The sequence below is a fragment of the Vibrio rotiferianus genome, from assembly GCF_002214395.1.
GTDB classification, from domain to species: Bacteria; Pseudomonadota; Gammaproteobacteria; order Enterobacterales; family Vibrionaceae; genus Vibrio; species Vibrio rotiferianus.
In genome coordinates this window covers 3,060,787-3,086,624 of sequence record NZ_CP018312.1, presented here as the reverse complement: position 1 = coordinate 3,086,624, position 25,838 = coordinate 3,060,787, and the positions used below count along the sequence as shown (strand labels likewise).

17 protein-coding genes, 6 tRNA genes and 3 rRNA genes are annotated in these 25,838 nt (G+C 47.0%); 17 read left to right on the top strand and 9 right to left on the bottom strand.

Annotated elements, in window-relative coordinates; genetic code table 11:
• Nucleotides 1-98 precede the first annotated feature (98 nt).
• From BSZ04_RS23490 to glyQ, 3 genes are all read right to left on the bottom strand, one after another.
• On the bottom strand, nt 99-2,183 hold the full coding sequence (locus BSZ04_RS23490) for an alpha-amylase (protein ID WP_088881502.1): 2,085 nt from the start codon (nt 2,181-2,183) through the stop codon (nt 99-101).
• Between the two features lie 217 nt (nt 2,184-2,400).
• Nucleotides 2,401-4,467 (bottom strand): glycine--tRNA ligase subunit beta, encoded by a 2,067-nt coding sequence (gene glyS, locus BSZ04_RS23485; RefSeq protein WP_088881501.1) that lies wholly within the window; start codon nt 4,465-4,467, stop codon nt 2,401-2,403.
• Between the two features lie 13 nt (nt 4,468-4,480).
• Nucleotides 4,481-5,398 carry a glycine--tRNA ligase subunit alpha gene (gene glyQ, locus BSZ04_RS23480; protein WP_038885249.1) on the bottom strand — a complete coding sequence of 306 codons (918 nt, stop codon included), beginning with the start codon at nt 5,396-5,398 and terminating at the stop codon, nt 4,481-4,483.
• A 483-nt stretch (nt 5,399-5,881) separates the two neighbouring features.
• Between glyQ and BSZ04_RS23475 the strand changes: the two genes are divergently transcribed.
• Both BSZ04_RS23475 and BSZ04_RS23470 read left to right on the top strand, forming a co-directional pair.
• The gene (locus tag BSZ04_RS23475; RefSeq protein ID WP_010444803.1) at nt 5,882-6,436 is read left to right on the top strand and encodes a TMEM165/GDT1 family protein; all 555 of its coding nucleotides are present in this window, start codon (nt 5,882-5,884) and stop codon (nt 6,434-6,436) included.
• Between the two features lie 160 nt (nt 6,437-6,596).
• A complete protein-coding gene (locus BSZ04_RS23470) occupies nt 6,597-6,857 on the top strand; it encodes a hypothetical protein (RefSeq protein ID WP_088881500.1) in 261 nt (86 codons plus the stop codon).
• Between the two features lie 43 nt (nt 6,858-6,900).
• Here BSZ04_RS23470 and tusA read toward each other — a convergent pair whose 3' ends face one another.
• Entirely contained in the window at nt 6,901-7,149 is a 249-nt protein-coding gene (gene tusA, locus BSZ04_RS23465) for a sulfurtransferase TusA (RefSeq protein WP_010444805.1), read from the bottom strand.
• 132 nt (nt 7,150-7,281) lie between these two features.
• On the opposite strand from tusA, the gene BSZ04_RS23460 reads away from it, so the two are divergent.
• A complete protein-coding gene (locus BSZ04_RS23460) occupies nt 7,282-7,464 on the top strand; it encodes a hypothetical protein (RefSeq protein WP_045386113.1) in 183 nt (60 codons plus the stop codon).
• A 167-nt stretch (nt 7,465-7,631) separates the two neighbouring features.
• Nucleotides 7,632-8,573 (top strand): LysR family transcriptional regulator, encoded by a 942-nt coding sequence (locus tag BSZ04_RS23455; protein ID WP_088881499.1) that lies wholly within the window; start codon nt 7,632-7,634, stop codon nt 8,571-8,573.
• 73 nt (nt 8,574-8,646) lie between these two features.
• Here the strand turns inward: BSZ04_RS23455 and acuI are convergent, their stop codons facing one another.
• The 3 genes from acuI to fadB all read right to left on the bottom strand — a co-directional run bounded on the left by acuI (nt 8,647) and on the right by fadB (nt 13,255).
• Nucleotides 8,647-9,627, bottom strand: a complete 981-nt coding sequence (gene acuI, locus BSZ04_RS23450) for an acrylyl-CoA reductase (NADPH) (protein ID WP_010444809.1) — start codon at nt 9,625-9,627, stop codon at nt 8,647-8,649.
• 266 nt (nt 9,628-9,893) lie between these two features.
• Nucleotides 9,894-11,069 (bottom strand): acetyl-CoA C-acyltransferase FadA, encoded by a 1,176-nt coding sequence (fadA, locus tag BSZ04_RS23445; RefSeq protein ID WP_005426042.1) that lies wholly within the window; start codon nt 11,067-11,069, stop codon nt 9,894-9,896.
• 14 nt (nt 11,070-11,083) lie between these two features.
• Nucleotides 11,084-13,255 carry a fatty acid oxidation complex subunit alpha FadB gene (fadB, locus tag BSZ04_RS23440; RefSeq protein WP_088881498.1) on the bottom strand — a complete coding sequence of 724 codons (2,172 nt, stop codon included), beginning with the start codon at nt 13,253-13,255 and terminating at the stop codon, nt 11,084-11,086.
• Nucleotides 13,256-13,523: 268 nt separating this feature from the next.
• On the opposite strand from fadB, the gene BSZ04_RS23435 reads away from it, so the two are divergent.
• The 12 genes from BSZ04_RS23435 (at nt 13,524) to BSZ04_RS23370 (ending at nt 22,277) form a co-directional block, all read left to right on the top strand.
• The gene (locus BSZ04_RS23435) at nt 13,524-14,147 is read left to right on the top strand and encodes a YigZ family protein (protein WP_038885255.1); all 624 of its coding nucleotides are present in this window, start codon (nt 13,524-13,526) and stop codon (nt 14,145-14,147) included.
• A gap of 46 nt (nt 14,148-14,193) precedes the next feature.
• The gene (locus BSZ04_RS23430) at nt 14,194-15,651 is read left to right on the top strand and encodes a TrkH family potassium uptake protein (protein WP_038885256.1); all 1,458 of its coding nucleotides are present in this window, start codon (nt 14,194-14,196) and stop codon (nt 15,649-15,651) included.
• 9 nt (nt 15,652-15,660) lie between these two features.
• Nucleotides 15,661-16,188, top strand: coding sequence for a menaquinone-dependent protoporphyrinogen IX dehydrogenase (gene hemG, locus BSZ04_RS23425; protein WP_038885257.1), 528 nt, complete (start codon nt 15,661-15,663; stop codon nt 16,186-16,188).
• Nucleotides 16,189-16,638: 450 nt separating this feature from the next.
• Nucleotides 16,639-18,191, top strand: a 16S ribosomal RNA gene (locus tag BSZ04_RS23415).
• Between the two features lie 89 nt (nt 18,192-18,280).
• A tRNA-Glu gene (locus BSZ04_RS23410) sits at nt 18,281-18,356 on the top strand.
• Nucleotides 18,357-18,358: 2 nt separating this feature from the next.
• Nucleotides 18,359-18,434: transfer RNA gene (locus tag BSZ04_RS23405), tRNA-Lys, on the top strand.
• A 9-nt stretch (nt 18,435-18,443) separates the two neighbouring features.
• A tRNA-Ala gene (locus tag BSZ04_RS23400) sits at nt 18,444-18,519 on the top strand.
• 38 nt (nt 18,520-18,557) lie between these two features.
• Nucleotides 18,558-18,633: transfer RNA gene (locus BSZ04_RS23395), tRNA-Val, on the top strand.
• Between the two features lie 296 nt (nt 18,634-18,929).
• A 23S ribosomal RNA gene (locus BSZ04_RS23385) occupies nt 18,930-21,819 on the top strand.
• 87 nt (nt 21,820-21,906) lie between these two features.
• A 5S ribosomal RNA gene (gene rrf / locus BSZ04_RS23380) occupies nt 21,907-22,023 on the top strand.
• The 16S, 23S and 5S rRNA genes sit together here with 6 tRNA genes alongside, the layout of an rRNA operon.
• Before the next feature lie 32 nt (nt 22,024-22,055).
• Nucleotides 22,056-22,132 (top strand) — tRNA-Asp (locus tag BSZ04_RS23375).
• A gap of 68 nt (nt 22,133-22,200) precedes the next feature.
• Nucleotides 22,201-22,277: transfer RNA gene (locus BSZ04_RS23370), tRNA-Trp, on the top strand.
• Nucleotides 22,278-22,480: 203 nt separating this feature from the next.
• Here BSZ04_RS23370 and ilvY read toward each other — a convergent pair.
• A complete protein-coding gene (ilvY, locus tag BSZ04_RS23365) occupies nt 22,481-23,371 on the bottom strand; it encodes an HTH-type transcriptional activator IlvY (protein ID WP_010444829.1) in 891 nt (296 codons plus the stop codon).
• Between the two features lie 142 nt (nt 23,372-23,513).
• On the opposite strand from ilvY, the gene ilvC reads away from it, so the two are divergent.
• Nucleotides 23,514-24,998, top strand: a complete 1,485-nt coding sequence (gene ilvC / locus BSZ04_RS23360; RefSeq protein ID WP_071236557.1) for a ketol-acid reductoisomerase — start codon at nt 23,514-23,516, stop codon at nt 24,996-24,998.
• A 468-nt stretch (nt 24,999-25,466) separates the two neighbouring features.
• Here ilvC and ubiK read toward each other — a convergent pair whose 3' ends face one another.
• The gene (ubiK, locus tag BSZ04_RS23355; protein WP_005427244.1) at nt 25,467-25,718 is read right to left on the bottom strand and encodes a ubiquinone biosynthesis accessory factor UbiK; all 252 of its coding nucleotides are present in this window, start codon (nt 25,716-25,718) and stop codon (nt 25,467-25,469) included.
• Nucleotides 25,719-25,838: the final 120 nt, after the last annotated feature.

Sequence of the window (25,838 nt, the reverse complement as noted above, 5' to 3'; positions counted from 1 at the left end):
TTTCATAACTGGATTAACCTTAGCATTCAACAAAAAAAAGGGAAGCCATGCTTCCCTTTAAACCTTGTTAATTCACCATATTCTTGTTGCTGAGCACATTACTCACCGGTGTAAACAATCAGTACTTTGTCGTCTTGGTATTGGCGTTCGAACGCGTAGTAACCTTCTTGATTGCGAGTGATGTGCTTGCCTTGTGCAACCGCTGGGTGGCGTTTACGGAAATCCCCCAACTTTTGCCAATGCTGCAGTAAGTCTTCACGCTCGCCATTAATCTTATCCCATGGCATATCAGAGCGAGTACCTTGGTGAGCGTCCGAGCCGGTAACACCAAAGTCACGGGCGATCTCGTCACCATAGTAGATTTGCACTGCACCTGGCGCCAGCATCAACGCATTGGCTGCACGAGCTTGGTCATCAAAACTGCGGCTGCGTGCCGCCCAGAAAAGTTGAGTATCGTGTGAAGACAGGTAGCTCAACACATTGAACTCAGTGTCGCTGTTGATGCGTTCTGCATAGCGGCGGTAGTCTCCATCAAGCTGAGCAAAACACTTCAGTGCTTTTGGTGCGACATCAGATTGGAACTCGAAGTTGATGATGGAATCGAAGCCGTTATCGAAATACGGACTCTTCACCACGCTGTGTGCCCATACTTCACCTGTCATCCAAAATGGCAGGTCATCTAGTGCTTTGTCTGGATTGTTTTGCTTCCACTGGGCAAGCGCTTGAGTGGTGCTGGCTTTCAACTCTGCCCACGCTTCCATTTCAACGTGTTTAGCGGTGTCGACGCGGAAGCCATCAATGCCATAGTCACGTACCCAGTCGGATAACCACGTAATCAGATGCTCACGCGGGGTTTGCAGTTCATCTTGCGCATTGGTGTCTTTATTGCGGAAGAAGTTTGGTAGTCCGGTTTTCTGAGTTGATTCGGTTTTGAGATCCGGTAAGTAGTTCAAAGACATGGTGATGTCGTTGTATCCCGGCGCATCGTAATCGCCAATGTCGGTGCGAAGCCAATCTTTGCCCCACCACTTTTCCCACGCTTCGCTATCACCGTATTTGATGTAATCGTTGAAGCTGTGCCAGCTTTGTCCTGGTTTTGGCTGCCAGTCGGTCCATTTCTCACCAAGGATTTCTTTGGCTTCTTGGTCATCAAGGTAAAGCTGACCAAATCCGAACTCCTGCATGTCTGCTAATGTCGCGTAGCCAGTGTGGTTCATGACCACATCCCAAATCACGCGAATGCCTTTCTTATGTGCGGTATCGACGAAGGTTTTTAGTTCATCTTCGGTACCCATATTGGCATCGAGTTTGGTCCAATCTTGATGGTAGTAACCGTGGTAGCCGTAGTGTTTAAAGTCGCCTTTATCGCCGCCGCCAACCCAACCATGGATTTGTTCCAGTGGCGAGGTTATCCAAATAGCGTTCACACCAAGAGATTCGATGTAATCGAGTTTTTTCGTCAGACCCGCTAAGTCACCACCGTGGAAGGTGCCAATCTCGTATTTTCCGTCTTTACTACGACCGTAGCTGTTGTCATTATCTGGGTTGCCATTGTAGAAGCGGTCAGTCATGACGAAATACACCGTCGCGTTGTCCCAGCTGAACGGTTTTTCGGCTTGCTGCTCAACTTCTTCTATCAATAACAGACCTTGGCTCATAGGCCCCGGCTGCATGGTTACGCTGCCATTGGCGACGGTCGTTTCTTGTCCGGTTAAGGCATCACGAACAACCGTGCCGTCAGTAAAGGTGTTGGCAACATTGATGGTTTTTGGTGTGTCAGTTGCGACAGGGCAAGAGTAGGTAATGTCCTGACTCTGCTTTGGTTTTATTTTTACCGTTAGCTCGTTGGTGGTTGGGTCGAGCGTAAATTGATAGGTATTGGCTTTGAAGATGCGCAGCGGCATTTGCACATCTGTGGCGCAATTATCCATTTTTAATGGACGATTGAATTTGATGCGGCTTTCTTCTGCTAGGGCAAAGCTACTGCCACAGCTCTGTTTGCTGTCGGCAATGGTAAAGGTGTAGCTGCCTTTTTCCAGTTTTTGCTCTGCGATAAGTAGTCCTTCAGAGCTTTGTTCGAATACGGTAGTGTCGTCACCAACACTTAATACGATGGCATTTTCTGGAATCTGGCTGCAGGCGCTCAGTAGACCAATAGAGAGTGCGAGAATTGTTTTTTTCATTGTGTCCTTCCCCCGAATAAACAGCCCAGTTATAGCAAAACTGTGCCTCTACAATCCGAGCTCTGCACCGAGAAGTTAAATGCATCTCACCCTACAAATTTTCGTATTGTTCACAAAATGAATAATAAATGCCGCTCACATCAGTTTGAAGGCAACAAAAAAGGGAAGCATCTGCTTCCCTTTTACTTATTTCTTAATCACTTCGAAGAGTAATGAATTACTTTTGAAGCAAAGAAATATCTGCGATCTGTAGGAACAGGTTACGCAGGTTGTTTAGTAGAGTCAGACGGTTCTTCTTAAGTGCTTCGTCGTCTGCCATTACCATTACGTTATCAAAGAACGCATCAACTGGTTCACGTAGATCAGCTAGCTTGCTTAGCGCTTCTTGGTAGTTACCAGTTGCAAACGCTGGCTCTAGCGCTTCTGTCATTACTTCAACGCTTTCTGCTAGTGCTTTCTCTGCGTCTTCTTGTAGAAGTGCTAGATCGATGTCTGCTGCTAGTTCGCCGTCGAATTTCGCTAGGATGTTACCAACACGCTTGTTCGCTGCTGCTAGAGACTCTGCCGCTTCCAGTTCACGGAAGTGAGATACCGCTTTAACACGTTGGTCGAAGTCTGCTGGTTTAGTCGGACGACGCGCCAGTACTGCTTGAATGATGTCTACGCTGAAGCCTTCGTCTTTGTACCATGCGTTGAAACGACCTAGCATGAAATCAATCACGTCTTGCTCAACATTCTCGTTAGTAAGTTTGTTACCAAACTGGACTTTCGATTCGCGGATTAGATCGACAAGGTCTAGGTTGTAGCCATTCTCAACGATAATACGCAGTACACCTAGTGATGCACGACGCAGTGCGAATGGATCCGAGCCCTTAGGTGCTTGACCAATACCGAAGATACCAACGATAGTGTCTAGCTTATCTGCCATTGCAACTGCTGAAGAGATGTTTGTGCTTGGTAGTTGGTCACCAGCAAAACGAGGCATGTATTGCTCGTAAAGCGCTAAAGCAACTTGTTCATCTTCACCGTCGTGCTTCGCGTAATGCATGCCCATTACACCTTGAGTATCCGTAAATTCGAATACCATAGAGGTCATTAGGTCACATTTCGCTAGTAGACCAGCACGTGTCGCTTTTTCTACATCAGCATCAATCTGTTTTGCAATGTAGCCAGCTAGTGCAGTGATGCGGTCTGTTTTGTCTTTGATCGTACCCAGTTGCTTTTGGAAGATCGCTTGCTCTAGTTCAGGCAGACGGTCGATAAGTGGACGCTTACGGTCTGTGTTGAAGAAGAACTCTGCGTCAGCAAGACGAGGACGAACCACTTTCTCGTTACCTTCGATTACGTAGCGAGGCTCTTTTGATTCGATGTTCGATACGAAGATGAAGTTAGGTAGTAGCTTCTTGTTTTCGTCATAAACAGGGAAGTACTTCTGGTCACCTTTCATGGTGTAAACCAAAGCTTCAGAAGGCACTTTTAGGAACTCTTCTTCAAACTTCGCTGTTAGTACTACTGGCCATTCAACCAGAGATGTAACTTCTTCTACTAGGTCATCTTCTAGATCAGCGATACCGCCAACCGCTGCTGCCGCTTTTTGTGCGTCAGCTAGGATGATTGCTTTACGCGCTTCGTAATCTGCCATTACTTTGCCGCGCTCTTCTAGGATCGCAGGGTATTGCTCAGCAGAATCGATAGTGAACTCTTGCTCACCCATGAAGCGGTGACCACGAATAGTGCGGTCAGAAGCGACACCAAGGATCTCGCCTTCGATTAGGTCGCTGCCCATTAGCATGGTTAGCGTCTTAACTGGACGGATAAATTGAGTTGTTTTATTACCCCAACGCATTGGTTTTGCGATAGGTAGGTTTGCTAGTGCTTTCGCTGCAAGTTCAACTACGATGTCAGATGTTGGCTGACCTTTCACTTCTTGTTTGAACAGTAGCCATTCACCTTTGTCTGTTACCATGCGTTCTGCTTGGTCAACAGTGATACCGCAACCGCGTGCCCAGCCTTGAGCCGCTTTAGTTGCGTTACCTTCCGCGTCAAACGCTGCAGAAACCGCAGGACCACGTTTTTCAACAACTTTGTCAGACTGGCTGTCTGCTAGTGCTGCTACTTTTAATGCAAGACGACGAGGTGCCGCGAACCATTTTACGCCTTCGTGAGCAAGCTCAGCGCCTTTTAGTTCTGCTTCGAAGTTTGCTGCGAATGCTTCAGCTAGAGTGCGAAGTTGCGTTGGTGGTAGCTCTTCTGTACCTAGCTCGATTAGAAATTCTTTTGCCATGTTACTCTACCCCTTACGCTTGTTCTTTCTTACACATTGGGAAGCCAAGAGCTTCACGCGATGCGTAGTATGCTTCTGCAACTGCTTTCGTCAGGTTGCGGATGCGCAGGATGTAACGTTGACGTTCAGTTACTGAGATCGCTTTACGTGCGTCTAGTAAGTTGAATGCGTGACCTGCTTTAAGGATGCGCTCGTAAGCTGGTAGTGGCAGTGGCTTTTCAAGCTCAAGCAGCTCTTTACACTCTTTTTCACATTGCTCAAAGAAGCTGAATAGGAATTCAACGTCAGCATGTTCAAAGTTGTAAGTCGATTGCTCTACTTCGTTTTGGTGGAAGATATCACCGTAAGTCACTTTGCTGCCATCTGGTGCGATGTTCCAAGTAAGATCGTAAACTGAATCTACTTCTTGGATGTACATTGCTAGACGTTCGATACCGTAAGTGATCTCACCTGTTACTGGTTTACACTCAAGGCCGCCAACTTGCTGGAAGTAAGTGAACTGAGTCACTTCCATGCCGTTTAGCCAAACTTCCCAGCCTAGACCCCATGCGCCTAGTGTTGGGTTTTCCCAGTTGTCTTCTACGAAACGGATGTCGTGTACAAGTGGGTCAATACCAAGTACTTCTAGAGAACCTAAGTACAACTCTTGAATATTGTCTGGCGATGGTTTTAGCGCTACTTGGAATTGGTAGTAGTGCTGAAGGCGGTTAGGGTTTTCACCGTAACGACCATCAGTAGGACGACGTGAAGGTTGTACGTAAGCTGTAGACATTGGCTCTGGGCCAAGTGCTCGTAGACATGTCATTGGGTGAGAGGTACCCGCACCTACTTCCATATCTAGCGGTTGAACAATGGTGCAACCATTTTGAGCCCAATAATCCTGCAGCGCGAGGATCATTCCCTGGAAGGTTTTGATATCGTATTTTTGCATAAGTCAGGTTCGCGCGATTCTCTTATTACTTGTGAAGTCATCTCTATTGTTGGGTTTTCTAGCCTCAACAGTGAGGATTCAAAGTAATGACGGTTGAATAAAATAACGATCAAGTATACCCAGATATTGAGCATGGGAGTAGAGCTAATCTTGATTAATTCGTGGGCAATTTTCTCCTTTAATGGATTTTTACCGCTTTATCTGCTGAATTTTTCCTAAAAGGGAGTTTTCGCTGGCTTTCACTCTTGAGATGGTGGGGAAACATGGCTAGAATTGCGCCTGTCTTTGGGGAGTAGCTTACTCGATGAAATGTCTGTTTCATCCGGTTCGTTCGTCAACATAATTGGTGCAAAATCACCATGGCGCTCGAGACTCATCAGCCTGATGGGTTTAGCAAGACCTTAGACAAATCATCACGAACCGGGGTGGGGCGTGAGGTTTGTCTATGGTTAAAAATAATTATCCCGCCCCAATGAGCATGTCGTGAGCGTTTTAGCTATTTCAATTACTACTGTAGCGTTAGCAGAAATTGGCGATAAGACCCAATTGCTATCTCTATTGCTTGCCAGTCGTTACCGCAAGCCAATCCCAATTATTGCAGCAATCTTTTTGGCAACGATTGCCAACCACGCTTTGGCTGCATGGTTAGGTGTGGTTGTGGCCGATTACCTTTCACCAGAAGTCCTTAAGTGGGTGCTAGTGGTCAGTTTTGTCGCCATGGCGGCTTGGGTACTGATCCCTGATAAGTTAGATGATGACGAGCAGATCTCTAACCGAGGCCCATTCATTGCTAGTTTTATTGCTTTCTTCGTTGCAGAGATTGGCGACAAAACTCAGATCGCCACTTCTATCTTGGGTGCGCAATACGCAGATGCATTGAGTTGGGTGATTCTTGGTACCACGATTGGTATGTTGCTTGCCAACGTTCCTGTGGTTTTAATCGGCAAACTCTCGGCGGATAAGATGCCTTTAGGGTTGATTCGTAAGGTGACCGCATTCCTGTTTATCGCGCTAGCTATCGGAGCGGCATTGTTCTGATTCATTGCACATAAAATGGTCTGAATTATCAATAACTAGTGAAGTAATGCGCGAGTTCAAACTCTGGCTCAAAATCATTCAAGACCGTGACGGGTGACATATTAGTGCCATACTTGTCATGGTACTTTAATGGTGTGAATGATGGCGAGAGGGCAAGTTTATGCTTACACGTTATATGGGGATGTCCCCAAAGAGTCAGAGTTATTTATTCACCTTTGGTTTGGCGCTGTGCTTGTTGGCGATGGTGCTGACTGATATGTGGTTGCCGATTGTGGCAGGGACCTTCATTCTTACCGGCTTAACGGTAGAAGCATGGATTCGGGTCGCGCATATTATTCCTATGCACGAAGAGATGCGTGCAATGAGAAAACAATTAGATAAGCTACAATCTGAACTTCGCACACTAGAATACGATGAATAAACAAACGGCAGCCTTTGGGCTGCCGTTTTTGATCTTGCTGAGATTATTCCAAACCTTTCTTAATTAGATATTGGTATGGAAGCTGTTCTGTTTGCGCTGCAACCAACTGGTGGTCCATAAATCGACAGAAACTTGGGATATCTCGAGTCGTGGATGGGTCGTCTGCCTTTACCAGCAATACCTCACCATCTTGCATGTTTCGAATTGTCTTCCTGACCATCATTACTGGCTCTGGGCAGCGTAATCCTTCCGCCTCTAATGTCTTGGTCGCCAGTTCAGGATTAAAACTCATAATGTGATTCTCGTAACTAACTTAGCGGTGAATTTTACTTTCGTTGAAAAAATATTCAATAACCACTTGGCAAAGTGATTTTTTTGTTTTACCTTAAATTAACAATTTGGTAACAACTGGCAAGGAGAGACGATGTTAACAGCGTTAGACAGACTAACCATCTATTCGGTTTTATGTTTCATCTCGTTTTGTGCATTAGTGCTTCGAACGCCAGCTGAAACCTCATTGATGCCTCTTTTAGGCATGAGTGCAACCATTATTGGGATTTGGATTGAGATGCACAAATGGTCAGGTGCATCTGAGCAAGAAAATTAGCGCTTCTTGCTGTAATCGGAACCTATTGATATACCGCTCACCAAGTTTAACGACACTTCATTCCGACACTATCCCCATTTTTCTTGGGCTTCCCCGCTGAAAGGCGGGATTTTTTTTGCCTGAAGAGTACAATTTATCTAAATCCCCAACATGGTAAGTGGCAAATCGTGGAATTAGAAGACATCTACCGTCGAGATCTGAACTTATTGGTTGCACTACGTGTGTTGATTGAAGAGAGCAGCGTCAGTAAAGCCGCCACTCGTTTGAATTTGAGCCAATCGGCTATGAGTCGTGTGCTAGGGCGTTTACGTGATCTGCTTGGTGACCCACTGTTTACTCGCCAGGGTCAGCGCTTGATCCCAACCCAGAAAGCGTTAGAAATTGATCGCTCTTTGGGTGAACCGCTGGAATCGCTGCGCCAATTACTTTCTCCACGTGAGTTTGATCCACGCAGTTGCGATCAGACGTTTACTATCGCGACCACCGATTACGCGATGCAAACCATTTTGCCTTTTGCTTTGCCGCGTATCTATCAAGAAGCACCGAATGTGTCGTTTAACTTCTTGCCGCTGCAACACGACCGCTTATCTGATCAATTAACATATGAAGGCGCGGACTTAGCGATTTGTCGTCCAACAGGTCCAGTGGAACCATTACGCAGTGAAGTGTTAGGGCGAGTTGGTGTGTTGTGTCTGCTCTCTAAGCAGCATCCGCTAGCTGACAAAGAGATGAGTCTGGATGATTATCTCAGTCACCCGCATGCCATGATCGCCATCAGTGATGGGGTTAAAGCGCTGATTGAACAAGCGCTCGTGGAGAAGCCGCAACGTCAGATGGTATTACGCGCTTATCACTTGGAAGCGGCGCTGGCGATTGTTGATACTTTGCCAATCATCATTACCGTACCAGCCGATTTAGCGTACTTGGTTGCTGATCGTTATGACTTGGTGGTGAAGCCATTACCATTCCAATTCACGCCGTTTGAATACTCAATGATTTGGCATGCTCGTTGCGAGCACTCTCCCGCTCAAGAATGGTTGCGTGCGGTGGTTCGAGAAGAATGTAGCCGTCTTATTGCCAAACGAATTGAAGATATGGGATTGGACTAATTTTTCCTAGAATCCAAATAGCAAAAAGCCGGATGATGACCCGGCTTTGTTTATTCTATTAAAGAGTTAACGCTTATAGCTTGATAACCACGCGACCAGTTACTTGACCGTTAGTGATGTCTTCAGCGTATTTTGGTGCTTCTGCTAGCTCTACCTCAGTACAAGCTTGTTCGAAGTAGCTGTCTGGTAGTAGCTCAACCAATTTTTCCCATGCTGCAGTACGTTTTTCAAATGGGCATGAAACAGAATCCACACCTTGTAGACGAACGTTACGTAGGATGAACGGCATCACTGTGGTTGGTAGATCGAAGCCACCTGCAAGACCGCAAGCCGCAACTGCACTGTTGTAATCCATTTGTGCCAATACTTTTGCTAGTACTTTGCTGCCCACAGTATCAACCGCACCTGCCCATACTTGTTTTTCAAGCGGACGTGCTGGCTCTTCAAATTCAACACGGTCGATGATGCGACTAGCACCTAGCTTTTCCAGTAGCGGGCCATTTTGTTCAACACGACCTGTCACGGCTGCCACTTTGTAGCCAAGCTGTGCTAGAAGCGTTACGGCTACTGAGCCTACACCGCCACTTGCGCCAGTTACTAGGATTTCGCCATTTTCAGGTTTGATGCCTGCATCAAGCAGTGCTTGAACACATAGCATACCGGTGAAGCCAGCAGTTCCAACCATCATTGCTTTCTTGCTATCCAAACCTTTTGGTAATGGCACTAGCCAATCCGCTTTTAGACGAGCACGTTGAGACATACCGCCCCAATGGTTTTCACCTACGCCCCAACCAGTTAAGACAACTTTGTCGCCAGCTTGGTAGCGCTCGTCTTCTGAGCTTACTACCGTACCTGCTAGGTCAATACCCGGCACCATCGGGAAGTTACGGATGATTTTACCTTTACCTGTGATCGCAAGGCCGTCTTTGTAGTTCAACGATGAGTAATCAACGTCAATCAGAACGTCGCCTTCAGGCAGTTGTGTTTCATCGATTTGCTCGATGCTAGCGATAGTACGCTTGTCTTCTTGATTTAGAACTAGAGCATTAAACATAAGGTTCTCCGATTGTGCGGTAGCGTGACTCTGGGTCACATGCAGCAAGATATCAACTGCTGCTAAGTGTATGTCTTCTTTGTCTATGAATAAAATGAAACTTGAGCATTTTATGTATGCTTTTTGTGCATGTGAGCAATGTTTGGCGTAAAACAAAGGGCGACATCAGATGCCGCCCTTAAGTGTAAACCTAAAACTTTTCAGTATTGGTGTATTTGCTCGTGATTGTTGAATTGAACACTACAACCTAGTGTTTCTTCAACAAACTATGGTCGTTCAAATACCGTCGCAATACCCTGGCCTAAACCGATACACATGGTTGCCAGACCGTACTTCGCGTCTTTCGCTTCCATAAGGTTGATTAACGTTGTTGAGATACGTGAGCCAGAACAACCAAGCGGGTGACCCAATGCAATTGCACCACCGTTAAGGTTGACCTTTTCATCCATAACATCAAGCAGACCTAAGTCTTTAGCACATGGTAGAGATTGCGCGGCAAATGCTTCGTTTAGCTCAACCACATCCATGTCTTCAATTGAAAGACCTGCACGCTTGAGCGCTTTTTGCGTCGCAGGTACAGGACCGTAACCCATAATGGAAGGATCGCAGCCCGCAATGGCCATACCTTTAATGCGTGCGCGGATCTTCAAACCAAGTTCATTGGCTTTCTCTTCGCTCATGATCAACATCGCTGATGCGCCATCAGACAGCGCTGATGATGTACCGGCTGTGACTGTGCCGTTTGCTGGATCGAAAACAGGACGAAGTTGAGATAGACCTTCAACGGATGTTTCAGGACGAATGACTTCATCGTAATCCAGAGTGAACAGCGTGCCATCAGCCGCATGACCTTCAATTGGTAGGATTTCGTTTTTAAAACGACCCTCTACGGTTGCAGCATGTGCACGAGCATGAGAGCGCGCAGCAAACTCGTCTTGTTGCTCACGGCTAATGCCATGCAGCTTACCAAGCATTTCAGCGGTTAAGCCCATCATGCCGGCTGCTTTTGCAACTGTCTTTGACATGCCAGGGTGGAAGTCCACGCCGTGGTTCATTGGTACGTGTCCCATGTGCTCAACACCACCAATTAGGCAGATTTCAGCGTCACCCGTCATGATGGCACGTGTACCGTCGTGAAGCGCTTGCATTGATGAACCACACAAGCGGTTCACCGTCACGGCGCCAATCTCAATTGGTAGGCCAGCAAGCAGCGCTGCATTACGAGCAACGTTAAAGCCTTGCTCTAGTGTTTGTTGTACACAGCCCCAGTAGATATCTTCAATCTCACTTGGGTTCACCTGTGGGTTACGCGCAAGAATGCCCTTCATCAGGCGCGCAGATAGATCTTCTGCTCGAGTATGACGGAAAGCACCACCTTTAGAGCGACCCATTGGAGTACGTAGACAATCGACTACGACAACATTTCTTGTTTGATTAGTCATTTTAGAATCCCTCCTTAGATAGAACCTTGCTGTTGTGCACCGTAAAAGCTTTCACCTTTCGCCGCCATATCAATCAGCATCTGTGGTACTTGGTACATTGCACCGAGCTCTGAGTATTGTTTTGCCATTGCAACAAACTCAGCAATACCTACGCTATCTAGGTAGCGGAATACGCCACCGCGGAATGGAGGGAAACCAAGACCGTAAACCAGAGCCATATCCGCTTCTTGTGGAGTGGCAATGATGCCTTCTTGTAGACACAGTACCACTTCGTTGATCATTGGAATCATCATGCGTTGAATGATGGTTTGTTCGTCAAAGTCCTGTTTATCGGCACAAACGTCAGCGAGCACCGGCAAGATCTCTTCAGAGAAGGTTTTCTTCGGCTTACCTTTTCTATCTATGGTGTAGCTGTAGAAGCCACTGCCATTCTTCTGACCGTATTTGCTTGCTTCGAACAGTGCATCGATCGCGTCACGACCTTGTTTACCCATACGCTCTGGGAAACCTTGCGCCATAACGGCTTGTGCGTGGTGAGCAGTATCAATACCAACGACATCGAGCAAGTATGCAGGTCCCATCGGCCAGCCAAACTTACGTTCCATGACTTTGTCGATTTTCGTAAAGTCCGCGCCATCACGAAGTAGCATGCTAAAGCCACCAAAGTATGGGAACAATACGCGGTTTACAAAGAACCCAGGGCAGTCATTGACGACAATTGGTGATTTGCCCATTTTCGCTGCGTAGGCGACAACACGATTGATGGTTTCATCAGAGGTATGTTCACCACGGATGATCTCAACAAGAGGCATGCGGTGCACTGGGTTGAAGAAGTGCATGCCACAGAAGTTTTCTGGACGTTTTAGCGATTTCGCTAATAGATTGATTGGAATCGTCGAGGTGTTTGAGGTGATAACCGTGTCTTCACCGACATGTGATTCGACTTCACTCAAAACTGCTGCTTTTACTTTCGGGTTTTCTACTACGGCTTCAACAATCACGTCTGATTCTTCGATGCCTGCGTAATGTAGGCTCGGTGTGATAGACGCTAAAATACCAGCCATCTTAAAGCCATCAATACGACCACGAGATAAGCGTTTATTCAGCAGCTTAGATGCTTCAGTCATGCCTAAATCGAGTGAAGGTTGCGCGATGTCTTTCATTAACACCGGCACGCCTTTTAATGCAGATTGGTAAGCGATGCCGCCGCCCATGATACCTGCACCAAGTACAGCTGCACGTTGCGTGTCTTTACTCGCTGACTTAGCTGATTTTTTAGCAAGCCCTTTGATGTATTGGTCGTTGAGGAATAAACCAACCAGTGATTTTGCTTCTTCAGACTTAGCCAGTTTTACGAAGTGCTTACGTTCAATGTCGAGTGCTTCGTTACGAGCAAAGCGAGCACCTTCTTCAATAGTAATAACGGCTGTCATTGGAGCAGGGTAGTGAGGACCTGCTTTTTGTGCCACTAGACCCTTCGCCATGGTAAAGCTCATCATTGATTCGAGCTTACTTAGCGTAAGTGGTGATGTCTTTTGCTTACGACGAGCTTGCCAGTCCAACTTCTCGTTGATTGCCGAGATCAGTGTCTTGAGTGCTGACTCGTAAAGTGCGTCGCTATCGACAACCGCATCCAGAAGACCAATCTTTAACGCTTCATCCGCACGACACGCTTTTCCTTGAGTGATCACTTCCATCGCACTATCGGCACCGATAACTCGTGGCAGACGCACACAACCACCAAAGCCCGGCATGATGCCCAGTTTTGTTTCTGGTAGACCGATGCTGGTGGTCTTGTCACCAATTCGCATATCAGTTGCAAGCACACACTCACAACCGCCACCTAACGTGTGGCCTTTTAGTACCGAGATAGTTGGGACAGGCAAGTCTTCCAGCTTGTTAAAGATGCTGTTAGCAAATTGCAGCCACTGATCGAGCTCAGCGTCTGTCTTTGCAAAAAGTCCTAAGAATTCGGTGATATCAGCGCCAACAATGAACGCGTCTTTATCTGAGGTGAGCATCAAGCCCTTCAGTCCTTGGTGTGCTTTTAGTGCATCAAGGGCCTTGTCGAGTGACTCTAGTGTCGCTAGGTCGAGCTTGTTAACGGATTTTGGAGAGCAGAAGCTAAGCTCTGCAATGCCATCTTGTACTTCCTTTACCTGTAGGGTTTCGGCTTGGTAAATCATTGTCTATCTCCATGACATACAATCTTGGATTGTCTGTATACCGATTTGATGCGGGCTGAGCGCCTGTAGGGCAACAAATAGATATAGAGGAAAGTCGTTATATTTGTTGTTCTGGTTTGACCAGTGGAGTTAGTTTGGACCTCGGATTGGTTAATTTCAATACATTTTTTAAACAAGTGTTTAACATTGTGCGCTGGTGCAGATCTTATGCGACTCACAATTCCGTCTCGTGATAGACTTTGAACAAAGAGAAAAGTGACCTAATCCTATGAATGACCTGCCTTATCTGATTCCTGCCCAGCCCACTCAATTTGAAGAAGAGATCAAAAAGAGTGTCTTTATTACTTACTTAGCTCATACGCCCAGCGTGGAAGCTGCGAAGGCATTCGTTGAGCAGATCAAAACCAAACACTCTGATGCAAGGCATAACTGCTGGGGATTTGTTGCTGGTCGACCAGAAGATTCGATGAAGTGGGGCTTTAGTGATGATGGAGAGCCATCAGGGACGGCTGGTAAACCGATCCTCGCTCAGCTGTCTGGCTCTGGAGTTGGTGAGATCACCGCGGTGGTTACTCGATATTCTGGCGGCATCAAGCTTGGTACGGGTGGTTTGGTCAAAGCTTATGGTGGTGGTGTGCAACAAGCGCTCAAGCTGCTTCAAACAATTGAGAAAAAAATAACCACAAAACTCCGACTAGAGTTAGACTATGGGTTTATGCCTATCGCACAGTCACTCATGCCCCAGTTTGGCGCGGTTGAAGTGGATGCTGAATACAGCGATCAGGTGGTATTAGTGGTGGAAATTGAGCTACGTGAAGTGAGCGCGTTTACCCAAGCTATCATCAACAAAAGTGGTGCAAAGGCAGTTGTCACCCCACTAGACGGACAATAATGAAAAATAGGAAGCCACAGGGACAGCTTCGCTAGTCAATCAATCCATGCAATTTCGTTCAATTATTCGAATCGTCGGGCTATTGCTCGCGCTTTTTAGTGTCACAATGCTCGCACCAGCACTGGTAGCGCTTATCTATCGGGATGGTGCCGGTGTACCATTTGTCACGACTTTCTTCGTGCTTTTATTGTGTGGTGGGATATGTTGGTTCCCAAACCGCAGGCATAAGCATGAGCTAAAAGCGCGTGATGGCTTTCTTATAGTGGTTCTTTTCTGGACCGTACTTGGTAGTGCAGGCTCTATCCCTTTTCTGATCTCAGATAATCCCAATATATCTGTGACTGATGCATTTTTTGAGTCTTTCTCTGCCTTAACGACTACTGGCGCGACGGTTATTGTCGGACTGGACGAACTACCAAAAGCGATTCTCTTTTATCGCCAGCTTCTACAGTGGTTTGGTGGTATGGGTATCATCGTATTGGCGGTAGCGATTCTTCCTGTTCTTGGTATCGGTGGTATGCAGCTGTATCGAGCTGAAATACCGGGTCCAGTCAAAGACACTAAGATGACTCCACGTATTGCAGAAACAGCAAAAGCGCTGTGGTACATCTACTTAAGTTTGACCATCGCGTGTGCTGTGGCGTTTTGGTTGGCGGGCATGACGCCATTTGATGCCATCAGTCACAGCTTCTCAACCATTGCCATCGGTGGTTTCTCTACCCACGATGCCAGCATGGGCTATTTCGATAGCTATGCGATTAACATGATTACCGTTGTCTTCTTGTTGATTTCGGCATGTAACTACTCTTTGCACTTCGCCGCGTTTGCGTCCGGCGGCGTGCATCCTAAATACTATTGGAAAGATCCAGAGTTCCGTGCGTTCATCTTCATACAAGTTGTCTTATTTTTGGTGTGCTTCCTATTATTGTTGAATCACCACTCATATGACTCGCCATATGACGCTTTTGATCAGGCGCTATTCCAAACCGTGTCTATATCTACTACTGCTGGTTTTACTACAACCGGTTTTGCTGATTGGCCGTTGTTCTTACCAGTGTTGCTGTTGTTCTCGTCTTTTATAGGCGGTTGTGCTGGTTCGACTGGTGGCGGTATGAAAGTGATCCGTATTCTGTTACTGACCTTACAAGGTGCTCGTGAGCTGAAGCGCTTGGTCCACCCTCGTGCGGTTTACACCATCAAAGTGGGTGGTAGTGCTCTACCGCAACGTGTTGTTGATGCGGTGTGGGGGTTCTTCTCTGCATATGCACTGGTATTTGTGGTTTGTATGTTGGGTTTGATTGCAACTGGGATGGACGAGCTAAGTGCGTTCTCGGCGGTGGCGGCGACTCTAAACAACCTCGGCCCAGGTTTGGGGGAAGTGGCACTTCACTTTGGTGACGTGAATGACAAAGCAAAATGGGTATTGATCGTTTCTATGCTGTTTGGCCGCTTGGAAATCTTTACCTTACTTATTCTACTTACGCCGACGTTTTGGCGTAGCTAAGGGGAAATCGTGGCAAAAGCGTTATTTCTATACTCTTCCCGTGAAGGGCAGACAAAAAAAATTCTCCACTATATAGATGAGCAACTACCAGACTTCGATTGCGAGCTGGTGGATTTACATAATGTAGAGACGATTGATTTTAGCCTATACGACAGAGTACTGATCGGAGCTTCTATTCGTTATGGCCACCTTAATAAGAAGCTATACCAGTTTATTGAGCGAAACCTGGGTCAACTAGAGCAAAGTAAAGTGGCGTTTTTCTGCGTAAACCTAACTGCTCGTAAAGAAGACCAAGGAAAGGATACGCCAGAAGGCAGTGCTTACATCCGCAAGTTCCTAATTAAGTCACCTTGGAAGCCAACGTTAATAGGTGTGTTCGCTGGTGCGCTTTATTACCCACGTTATAGCTGGTTCGACAAAACCATGATTAAGTTTATTATGTCGATGACAGGTGGTGAAACCGATACAACCAAAGAAGTTGAATACACCAATTGGGAAAAAGTGGCTCTTTTCGCAGATAAATTCAAAGAACTGTAGAAATAACGTGCTCTTTTGACTGCTTTTGATGAAATTTTGCCCGAACAATAAAAAAATCAAAAAAAACGTCAAAAAGGGCTTGCCAATGTGATCGCAATCTCTATAATGCCACCTCGCTGACACGGCAACGCTTCGAAAGAAACGAGGTTGAGTTAGCAAGCCAATTAGCCAAGCGGAAACGCTTGAAAAAAGTTTGAAAAAAGTGATTGACACTAAACTTTAACTCGCTAAAATGGCCGTCCGATTTGAGCAAGGCTCAATAGGAAAGCTCTTTAACAATATAGACCTATCAATCTGTGTGGGCACTCGTTGATGATAATCCAATTAGAAACTTCGGTTTCAAATTAGGTTTCAATGATACGAAGTGACCATTGAATCGAAAGATTCAGCACAGTCAATTCAAACATTACTTATGTAATGTTCAGTATTCATTGAGCCGAACAAAATCTCAAATTGAAGAGTTTGATCATGGCTCAGATTGAACGCTGGCGGCAGGCCTAACACATGCAAGTCGAGCGGAAACGAGTTATCTGAACCTTCGGGGAACGATAACGGCGTCGAGCGGCGGACGGGTGAGTAATGCCTAGGAAATTGCCCTGATGTGGGGGATAACCATTGGAAACGATGGCTAATACCGCATAATGCCTACGGGCCAAAGAGGGGGACCTTCGGGCCTCTCGCGTCAGGATATGCCTAGGTGGGATTAGCTAGTTGGTGAGGTAATGGCTCACCAAGGCGACGATCCCTAGCTGGTCTGAGAGGATGATCAGCCACACTGGAACTGAGACACGGTCCAGACTCCTACGGGAGGCAGCAGTGGGGAATATTGCACAATGGGCGCAAGCCTGATGCAGCCATGCCGCGTGTGTGAAGAAGGCCTTCGGGTTGTAAAGCACTTTCAGTCGTGAGGAAGGTAGTGTAGTTAATAGCTGCATTATTTGACGTTAGCGACAGAAGAAGCACCGGCTAACTCCGTGCCAGCAGCCGCGGTAATACGGAGGGTGCGAGCGTTAATCGGAATTACTGGGCGTAAAGCGCATGCAGGTGGTTTGTTAAGTCAGATGTGAAAGCCCGGGGCTCAACCTCGGAATTGCATTTGAAACTGGCAGACTAGAGTACTGTAGAGGGGGGTAGAATTTCAGGTGTAGCGGTGAAATGCGTAGAGATCTGAAGGAATACCGGTGGCGAAGGCGGCCCCCTGGACAGATACTGACACTCAGATGCGAAAGCGTGGGGAGCAAACAGGATTAGATACCCTGGTAGTCCACGCCGTAAACGATGTCTACTTGGAGGTTGTGGCCTTGAGCCGTGGCTTTCGGAGCTAACGCGTTAAGTAGACCGCCTGGGGAGTACGGTCGCAAGATTAAAACTCAAATGAATTGACGGGGGCCCGCACAAGCGGTGGAGCATGTGGTTTAATTCGATGCAACGCGAAGAACCTTACCTACTCTTGACATCCAGAGAACTTTCCAGAGATGGATTGGTGCCTTCGGGAACTCTGAGACAGGTGCTGCATGGCTGTCGTCAGCTCGTGTTGTGAAATGTTGGGTTAAGTCCCGCAACGAGCGCAACCCTTATCCTTGTTTGCCAGCGAGTAATGTCGGGAACTCCAGGGAGACTGCCGGTGATAAACCGGAGGAAGGTGGGGACGACGTCAAGTCATCATGGCCCTTACGAGTAGGGCTACACACGTGCTACAATGGCGCATACAGAGGGCAGCCAACTTGCGAGAGTGAGCGAATCCCAAAAAGTGCGTCGTAGTCCGGATCGGAGTCTGCAACTCGACTCCGTGAAGTCGGAATCGCTAGTAATCGTGGATCAGAATGCCACGGTGAATACGTTCCCGGGCCTTGTACACACCGCCCGTCACACCATGGGAGTGGGCTGCAAAAGAAGTAGGTAGTTTAACCTTCGGGAGGACGCTTACCACTTTGTGGTTCATGACTGGGGTGAAGTCGTAACAAGGTAGCGCTAGGGGAACCTGGCGCTGGATCACCTCCTTATACGATGATTACTCACGATGAGTGTCCACACAGATTGATACGGTTTATAAGTAAAAGAGACGAAGATATCCCAATATCTTCAATCCAGTGTCCCGTTCGTCTAGAGGCCTAGGACACCGCCCTTTCACGGCGGTAACAGGGGTTCGACTCCCCTACGGGATACCATTGGGTCGTTAGCTCAGTTGGTAGAGCAGTTGACTTTTAATCAATTGGTCGCAGGTTCGAATCCTGCACGACCCACCATTTCAAGCTGGGGCTATAGCTCAGCTGGGAGAGCGCCTGCCTTGCACGCAGGAGGTCTGCGGTTCGATCCCGCATAGCTCCACCATCTTGAAAACCTTCTTCCACAAGAAGTAAAACTAATGTGGGCGATTAGCTCAGTTGGGAGAGCACCTGCCTTACAAGCAGGGGGTCACTGGTTCGAGCCCGGTATCGCCCACCATCTTTAAACATTCTCTCTTGAGAGTTTTTAAAAATGGTTTTCATTAGAAAATCTGCTCTTTAACAATTTGGAAAGCTGACAAATCAACAATTTATTGTTGATTGTAAAGTTCTCAATGTTTGTCTTTAAGACAAACACCAATAAAACACATTCAAGTGTTCTTGGCTTTTGTCTTACTTTTTCAAAGTAAGGTAGAAGAAAAATTGAGTCCGGCAAAATCGAGTCTGCATCATGTATAAAAATTGCAGACAACTTTGGTGACTTGTTCATCAACTCGAAACTCCTTCGGGTTGTATGGTTAAGTGACTAAGCGTACACGGTGGATGCCTTGGCAGTCAGAGGCGATGAAGGACGTATTAACTTGCGATAAGCCCAGATTAGGTAGTAAAAACCATTTGAGTCTGGGATTTCCGAATGGGGAAACCCACTTGCATAAGCAAGTATCCTGTTGTGAATACATAGCAACAGGAGGCGAACCGGGGGAACTGAAACATCTAAGTACCCCGAGGAAAAGAAATCAACCGAGATTCCGAAAGTAGCGGCGAGCGAAATTGGACTAGCCCTTAAGCTTTATATGCGTTAGACGAACGGTCTGGAAAGTCCGGCGATACAGGGTGATAGCCCCGTAGTTGACAACGCACATTCAGTGAAATCGAGTAGGGCGGGACACGTGATATCCTGTCTGAATATGGGGGGACCATCCTCCAAGGCTAAATACTACTGACTGACCGATAGTGAACCAGTACCGTGAGGGAAAGGCGAAAAGAACCCCTGTGAGGGGAGTGAAATAGAACCTGAAACCGTGTACGTACAAGCAGTAGGAGCACCTTCGTGGTGTGACTGCGTACCTTTTGTATAATGGGTCAGCGACTTATATTCAGTGGCAAGGTTAACCATCTAGGGGAGCCGTAGGGAAACCGAGTCTTAACTGGGCGTTCAGTCTCTGGATATAGACCCGAAACCAGGTGATCTAGCCATGGGCAGGTTGAAGGTTGAGTAACATCAACTGGAGGACCGAACCGACTAATGTTGAAAAATTAGCGGATGACTTGTGGCTAGGGGTGAAAGGCCAATCAAACCTGGAGATAGCTGGTTCTCCCCGAAAGCTATTTAGGTAGCGCCTCGGACGAATACTACTGGGGGTAGAGCACTGTTAAGGCTAGGGGGTCATCCCGACTTACCAACCCTTTGCAAACTCCGAATACCAGTAAGTACTATCCGGGAGACACACGGCGGGTGCTAACGTCCGTCGTGGAGAGGGAAACAACCCAGACCGCCAGCTAAGGTCCCAAATTATAGCTAAGTGGGAAACGATGTGGGAAGGCTTAGACAGCTAGGATGTTGGCTTAGAAGCAGCCATCATTTAAAGAAAGCGTAATAGCTCACTAGTCGAGTCGGCCTGCGCGGAAGATGTAACGGGGCTAAGCTATAAACCGAAGCTGCGGCAATGAAGTTTACTTCATTGGGTAGGGGAGCGTTCTGTAAGCCGTTGAAGGTGAGTTGTAAAGCTTGCTGGAGGTATCAGAAGTGCGAATGCTGACATGAGTAACGATAAAGGGGGTGAAAAACCTCCTCGCCGGAAGACCAAGGGTTCCTGTCCAACGTTAATCGGGGCAGGGTAAGTCGACCCCTAAGGCGAGGCCGAAAGGCGTAGTCGATGGGAAACGGGTTAATATTCCCGTACTTCTTACAATTGCGATGGGGGGACGGAGAAGGCTAGGTGGGCCTGGCGACGGTTGTCCAGGTTCAAGTGCGTAGGCTTAAGAGTTAGGTAAATCCGGCTCTTTCTAAGGCTGAGACACGACGTCGAGCTACTACGGTAGTGAAGTCATTGATGCCATGCTTCCAGGAAAAGCCTCTAAGCTTCAGATTGTAAGGAATCGTACCCCAAACCGACACAGGTGGTCGGGTAGAGAATACCAAGGCGCTTGAGAGAACTCGGGTGAAGGAACTAGGCAAAATGGTACCGTAACTTCGGGAGAAGGTACGCTCTCGACGGTGAAGTCCCTTGCGGATGGAGCTATTGAGAGTCGCAGATACCAGGTGGCTGCAACTGTTTATTAAAAACACAGCACTGTGCAAAATCGTAAGATGACGTATACGGTGTGACGCCTGCCCGGTGCCGGAAGGTTAATTGATGGGGTTAGACTTCGGTCGAAGCTCTTGATCGAAGCCCCGGTAAACGGCGGCCGTAACTATAACGGTCCTAAGGTAGCGAAATTCCTTGTCGGGTAAGTTCCGACCTGCACGAATGGCGTAATGATGGCCACGCTGTCTCCACCCGAGACTCAGTGAAATTGAAATCGCTGTGAAGATGCAGTGTACCCGCGGCTAGACGGAAAGACCCCGTGAACCTTTACTACAGCTTGGCACTGAACATTGACCCTACATGTGTAGGATAGGTGGGAGGCTTTGAAACCAGCACGCCAGTGTTGGTGGAGCCGTCCTTGAAATACCACCCTTGTAGTGTTGATGTTCTAACGTCGACCCCTTATCGGGGTTACGGACAGTGCCTGGTGGGTAGTTTGACTGGGGCGGTCTCCTCCCAAAGCGTAACGGAGGAGCACGAAGGTGGGCTAATCACGGTTGGACATCGTGAGGTTAGTGCAATGGCATAAGCCCGCTTGACTGCGAGAATGACAATTCGAGCAGGTGCGAAAGCAGGTCATAGTGATCCGGTGGTTCTGAATGGAAGGGCCATCGCTCAACGGATAAAAGGTACTCCGGGGATAACAGGCTGATACCGCCCAAGAGTTCATATCGACGGCGGTGTTTGGCACCTCGATGTCGGCTCATCACATCCTGGGGCTGAAGTCGGTCCCAAGGGTATGGCTGTTCGCCATTTAAAGTGGTACGCGAGCTGGGTTTAGAACGTCGTGAGACAGTTCGGTCCCTATCTGCCGTGGGCGTTGGAAGATTGAAGGGGGCTGCTCCTAGTACGAGAGGACCGGAGTGGACGAACCTCTGGTGTTCGGGTTGTGTCGCCAGACGCATTGCCCGGTAGCTAAGTTCGGAATCGATAACCGCTGAAAGCATCTAAGCGGGAAGCGAGCCCTGAGATGAGTCTTCCCTGATACTTTAAGTATCCTAAAGGGTTGTTCGAGACTAGAACGTTGATAGGCAGGGTGTGTAAGCGTTGTGAGGCGTTGAGCTAACCTGTACTAATTGCCCGTGAGGCTTAACCATACAACACCCAAGGGGTTTTGATGGACTCAATGTAAGAACATTGAATGTGTTAAGAACTGAAAACAGCTTTCCGAATTAAAGAATTTGCTTGGCGACCATAGCGATTTGGACCCACCTGATTTCCATTCCGAACTCAGAAGTGAAACGAATTAGCGCCGATGGTAGTGTGGGGCTTCCCCATGTGAGAGTAGGACATCGCCAGGCTTTAAATTTAGACTTAAATGTCTAACCAGTGCGGAGCGGTAGTTCAGTTGGTTAGAATACCGGCCTGTCACGCCGGGGGTCGCGGGTTCGAGTCCCGTCCGCTCCGCCACTTATTTCAAAGACCTCGCTTATGCGAGGTTTTTTTGAATCTACAATGTGATAAACTGTAGTTTCTACAGGGGTGTAGCTCCAATTGGCAGAGCAGCGGATTCCAAATCCGCGTGTTGGGAGTTCGAATCTCTCCACCCCTGCCATCTTCTAAAGCCTCAGCAGCAATGTTGGGGCTTTTTTACGTCTGAATAAAAACTATCAGCTTATCTACCCCTGCCATATTTAGGGCTCTAGCAGAAATACTGGAGCCTTTCTTGTTCTGCTAGGCGTTGCTTTTACTTGGCTACTTTTGTCATTTTTCATCACTGACCAAAGCTACTCGCAATCTTCATAAGAAGCCTTTGGCTTATAAGGAGATGTATTTGCTTTCTGCTATCTCCCAAAGAGCTTTGACTAATGGGTTTTCTAACTGACTTTTAGTACAGCAGACACCGAGTTCAAATGGCTTAATTGGAAGCACTTTAAGCCTATTTATCTTTTCTCTGACGGGGCTGTTGTTGATTACCACATCAGGTGCGATGCCAACACCACAGCCTAGAGCTACCATACTGACAATAGCCTCATGCCCTGAAACTTGAGCATAGATATTCGGCTTAATCTTCATTTGTTTAAACCACACGTTAGCTCTTTCCCTAGCGGTGCCTGCTTCTGGCAAGATAAAGGGGATCGTTGACCAGTCTGGGCTTTCCTTTTGGAGTTCTTCAGCGAAGCTACTGACCCCGAGAGGAGCAATAACAGATAGCGGAATTTCACTGATCGGCTCGAATGCAATTTTTGCTGGAAGTTGTTCAGGTTTAGCAGAGATAGCGATATCAGCTTCATCCGCTAATATCTTATCGATGGCTTGAGCTGGATCACCAGTAGAAAGTTTGAATTCAATAAATGGGTGCTGTAGGCGGAATTCAGAAATAAGCTCTGGGAGGTGGCTGTAACTGGCGGTTACCGAGCAAAATAAACGTATCTCACCCTTTAACTCGTCTTCTGTTCCTTTGACGTAACTTTGGTATTGCTGCCACTCACCTAAGATCTTTAGGGCTACAGGTAATAGCTTCTTACCTTGAACCGTTAATTCAACGCTTCGATTGTCACGCAAGAACAGTTGTTGGTGTGTTTCTTCTTCTAGTTTCTGGATCTGTCGACTCAGTGCTGAAGGGCTGATATGCATTGCTGCTGCTGTCTTAGCGAAGCTCTTACTATCACATAGATGAATGAATAATTGCAGGCTTTTGATGTTCATTAAATCTTCACTTCCATGTTGCATTAATTGCAATAAGTAATTGTGAATATATCACTTTCAGCAACAGGATGTCTGTTTTAGTATGAACTCATTCGGTAACACAAATACCGACCTCTATGGAAGAATGTTAAGGAGCGCCCAGATGGCTAACTATTTCAATACCCTAAACTTGCGTGAGCAATTGGACCAACTTGGTCGTTGTCGCTTTATGGACCGCGAAGAATTCGCATCAGAAGCAGATTACCTAAAAGGTAAGAAAGTGGTCATCGTAGGTTGTGGTGCTCAAGGCCTTAACCAAGGTCTGAACATGCGCGATTCTGGTCTAGACGTTGCTTATGCGCTTCGCCAAGCCGCGATTGATGAGCAACGCCAGTCATTCAAAAACGCAAAAGACAACGGTTTTGAAGTAGGTAGCTACGAAACGCTAATTCCACAAGCTGACCTAGTAGTAAACCTTACTCCAGATAAGCAGCACACAAACGTTGTTGAGACAGTAATGCCGCTAATGAAAGAAGGCGCAGCACTAGGTTACTCACACGGTTTCAATGTTGTTGAAGAAGGCATGCAAATCCGTAAAGACCTAACGGTAGTAATGGTTGCACCTAAGTGTCCGGGCACAGAAGTTCGTGAAGAATACAAGCGTGGTTTTGGTGTACCGACTCTTATCGCTGTTCACCCAGAGAACGATCCTAAAGGCGAAGGTTGGGATATCGCTAAAGCTTGGGCTGCAGCAACAGGTGGTCACCGTGCTGGCTGTCTAGAGTCTTCTTTTGTTGCTGAGGTGAAATCTGACCTAATGGGTGAGCAAACTATCCTTTGTGGCATGCTACAGGCTGGTTCTATCGTATGTTACGAGAAGATGATTGCTGATGGTATCGATCCTGGCTACGCAGGTAAGCTTCTTCAATACGGTTGGGAAACCATCACTGAGGCACTGAAGTTTGGTGGTATCACTCACATGATGGATCGCCTAACTAACCCTGCAAAAGTGAAAGCATTTGAGCTTTCTGAAGAGCTAAAAGAGCTGATGCGTCCGCTATACAACAAGCACATGGATGACATCATCACAGGTCACTTCTCTAGCACTATGATGGCTGACTGGGCAAACGACGATGTGAACCTACTAGGCTGGCGTGCAGAAACAGGTGAAACTGCTTTCGAAAACTACCCAGAAACTGACGTAGAAATCTCTGAGCAAGAGTACTTCGACAACGGTATCCTGATGGTTGCTATGGTTCGTGCGGGTGTTGAGCTAGCGTTTGAAGCAATGACGGCATCTGGCATCATCGATGAGTCTGCTTACTACGAGTCTCTACACGAGCTACCACTGATTGCGAACACTATCGCACGTAAGCGCCTATACGAGATGAACGTGGTTATCTCAGACACTGCGGAATACGGTAACTACCTGTTCGCTAACGTAGCAACACCGCTTCTACGTGAGAAGTTTATGCCAGCAGTAAATACTGACGTAATTGGTAAGGGGCTAGGTGAAGCTTCTAACCAAGTAGATAACGCGACTCTTATCGCTGTAAATGATGCTATCCGTAACCACCCAGTGGAGTACATTGGTGAAGAGCTACGTGGGTATATGACTGATATGAAGAACATCGCTGTAGGCGGCTAATTACTTGCCTTAAGGTTCCATTTCGGTGTCGAAGGTGCTCATTTACTATCGTAAACTCCGCGCCTTCTCCTAGAAATGAAACCTTAATTCAGCGCAATTCGTTTAAGGGACTAAAGCTCTTAGCTTCGAATATACAATCTGCATAATTGCATTAAAGCAAAGCAGGAAGAACTCCAGATAGACTGGGGTCAATAAATACAAAATAAAACACAACATCTAATTAAAAGGCTTGGTCTCCGTTGACCAAGCCTTTTTGTTTTTGAGAGAGACGGACTTCATCTTTCGAGATGCGGGAATGCTTGGCTTTGGAAATCTATAGGGGTATTTCGGAGATTCTGGGTCAAAGCCTTAATTTGGGAGGAGTTGACTGAATTTGTTACTAAAAAGACAAAATGGAACCGAATCCCAATAAGCAAAAAGGGCTGACGTTCTCACATCAACCCTTAGAATTTTCTTGTCGCTTCTCGCTTATTTGTCAGCTAGCTTTTCTTCAAGCTCTGCCAATTTCTTTTCCATTTCTGTCAGCTTTTGACGAGTACGCAGCAGAACTTGAGTTTGTACGTCGAATTCCTCGCGGCTAACTACGTCTAGCTTGTTTAGCTGACCTTGGATTACTTGGCGAACTTTTTGATCAACATCCGCGCCTAGTTCTTTTACTGGCTGTGGCATTGATTCGTGAATTTGTTTAGCGATTTGCTCTAATTTCTTTGGGTCAAACATAGTGGCTAAAACTCCTTTTGATTTGCCCACATTCTATGTAAATGATACGGGAAAGTCGCCATTTAGATGGCAAAAAAGAGAGCAGCAATAAAAAAGGTCACCGAAGTGACCTTTTTCTTA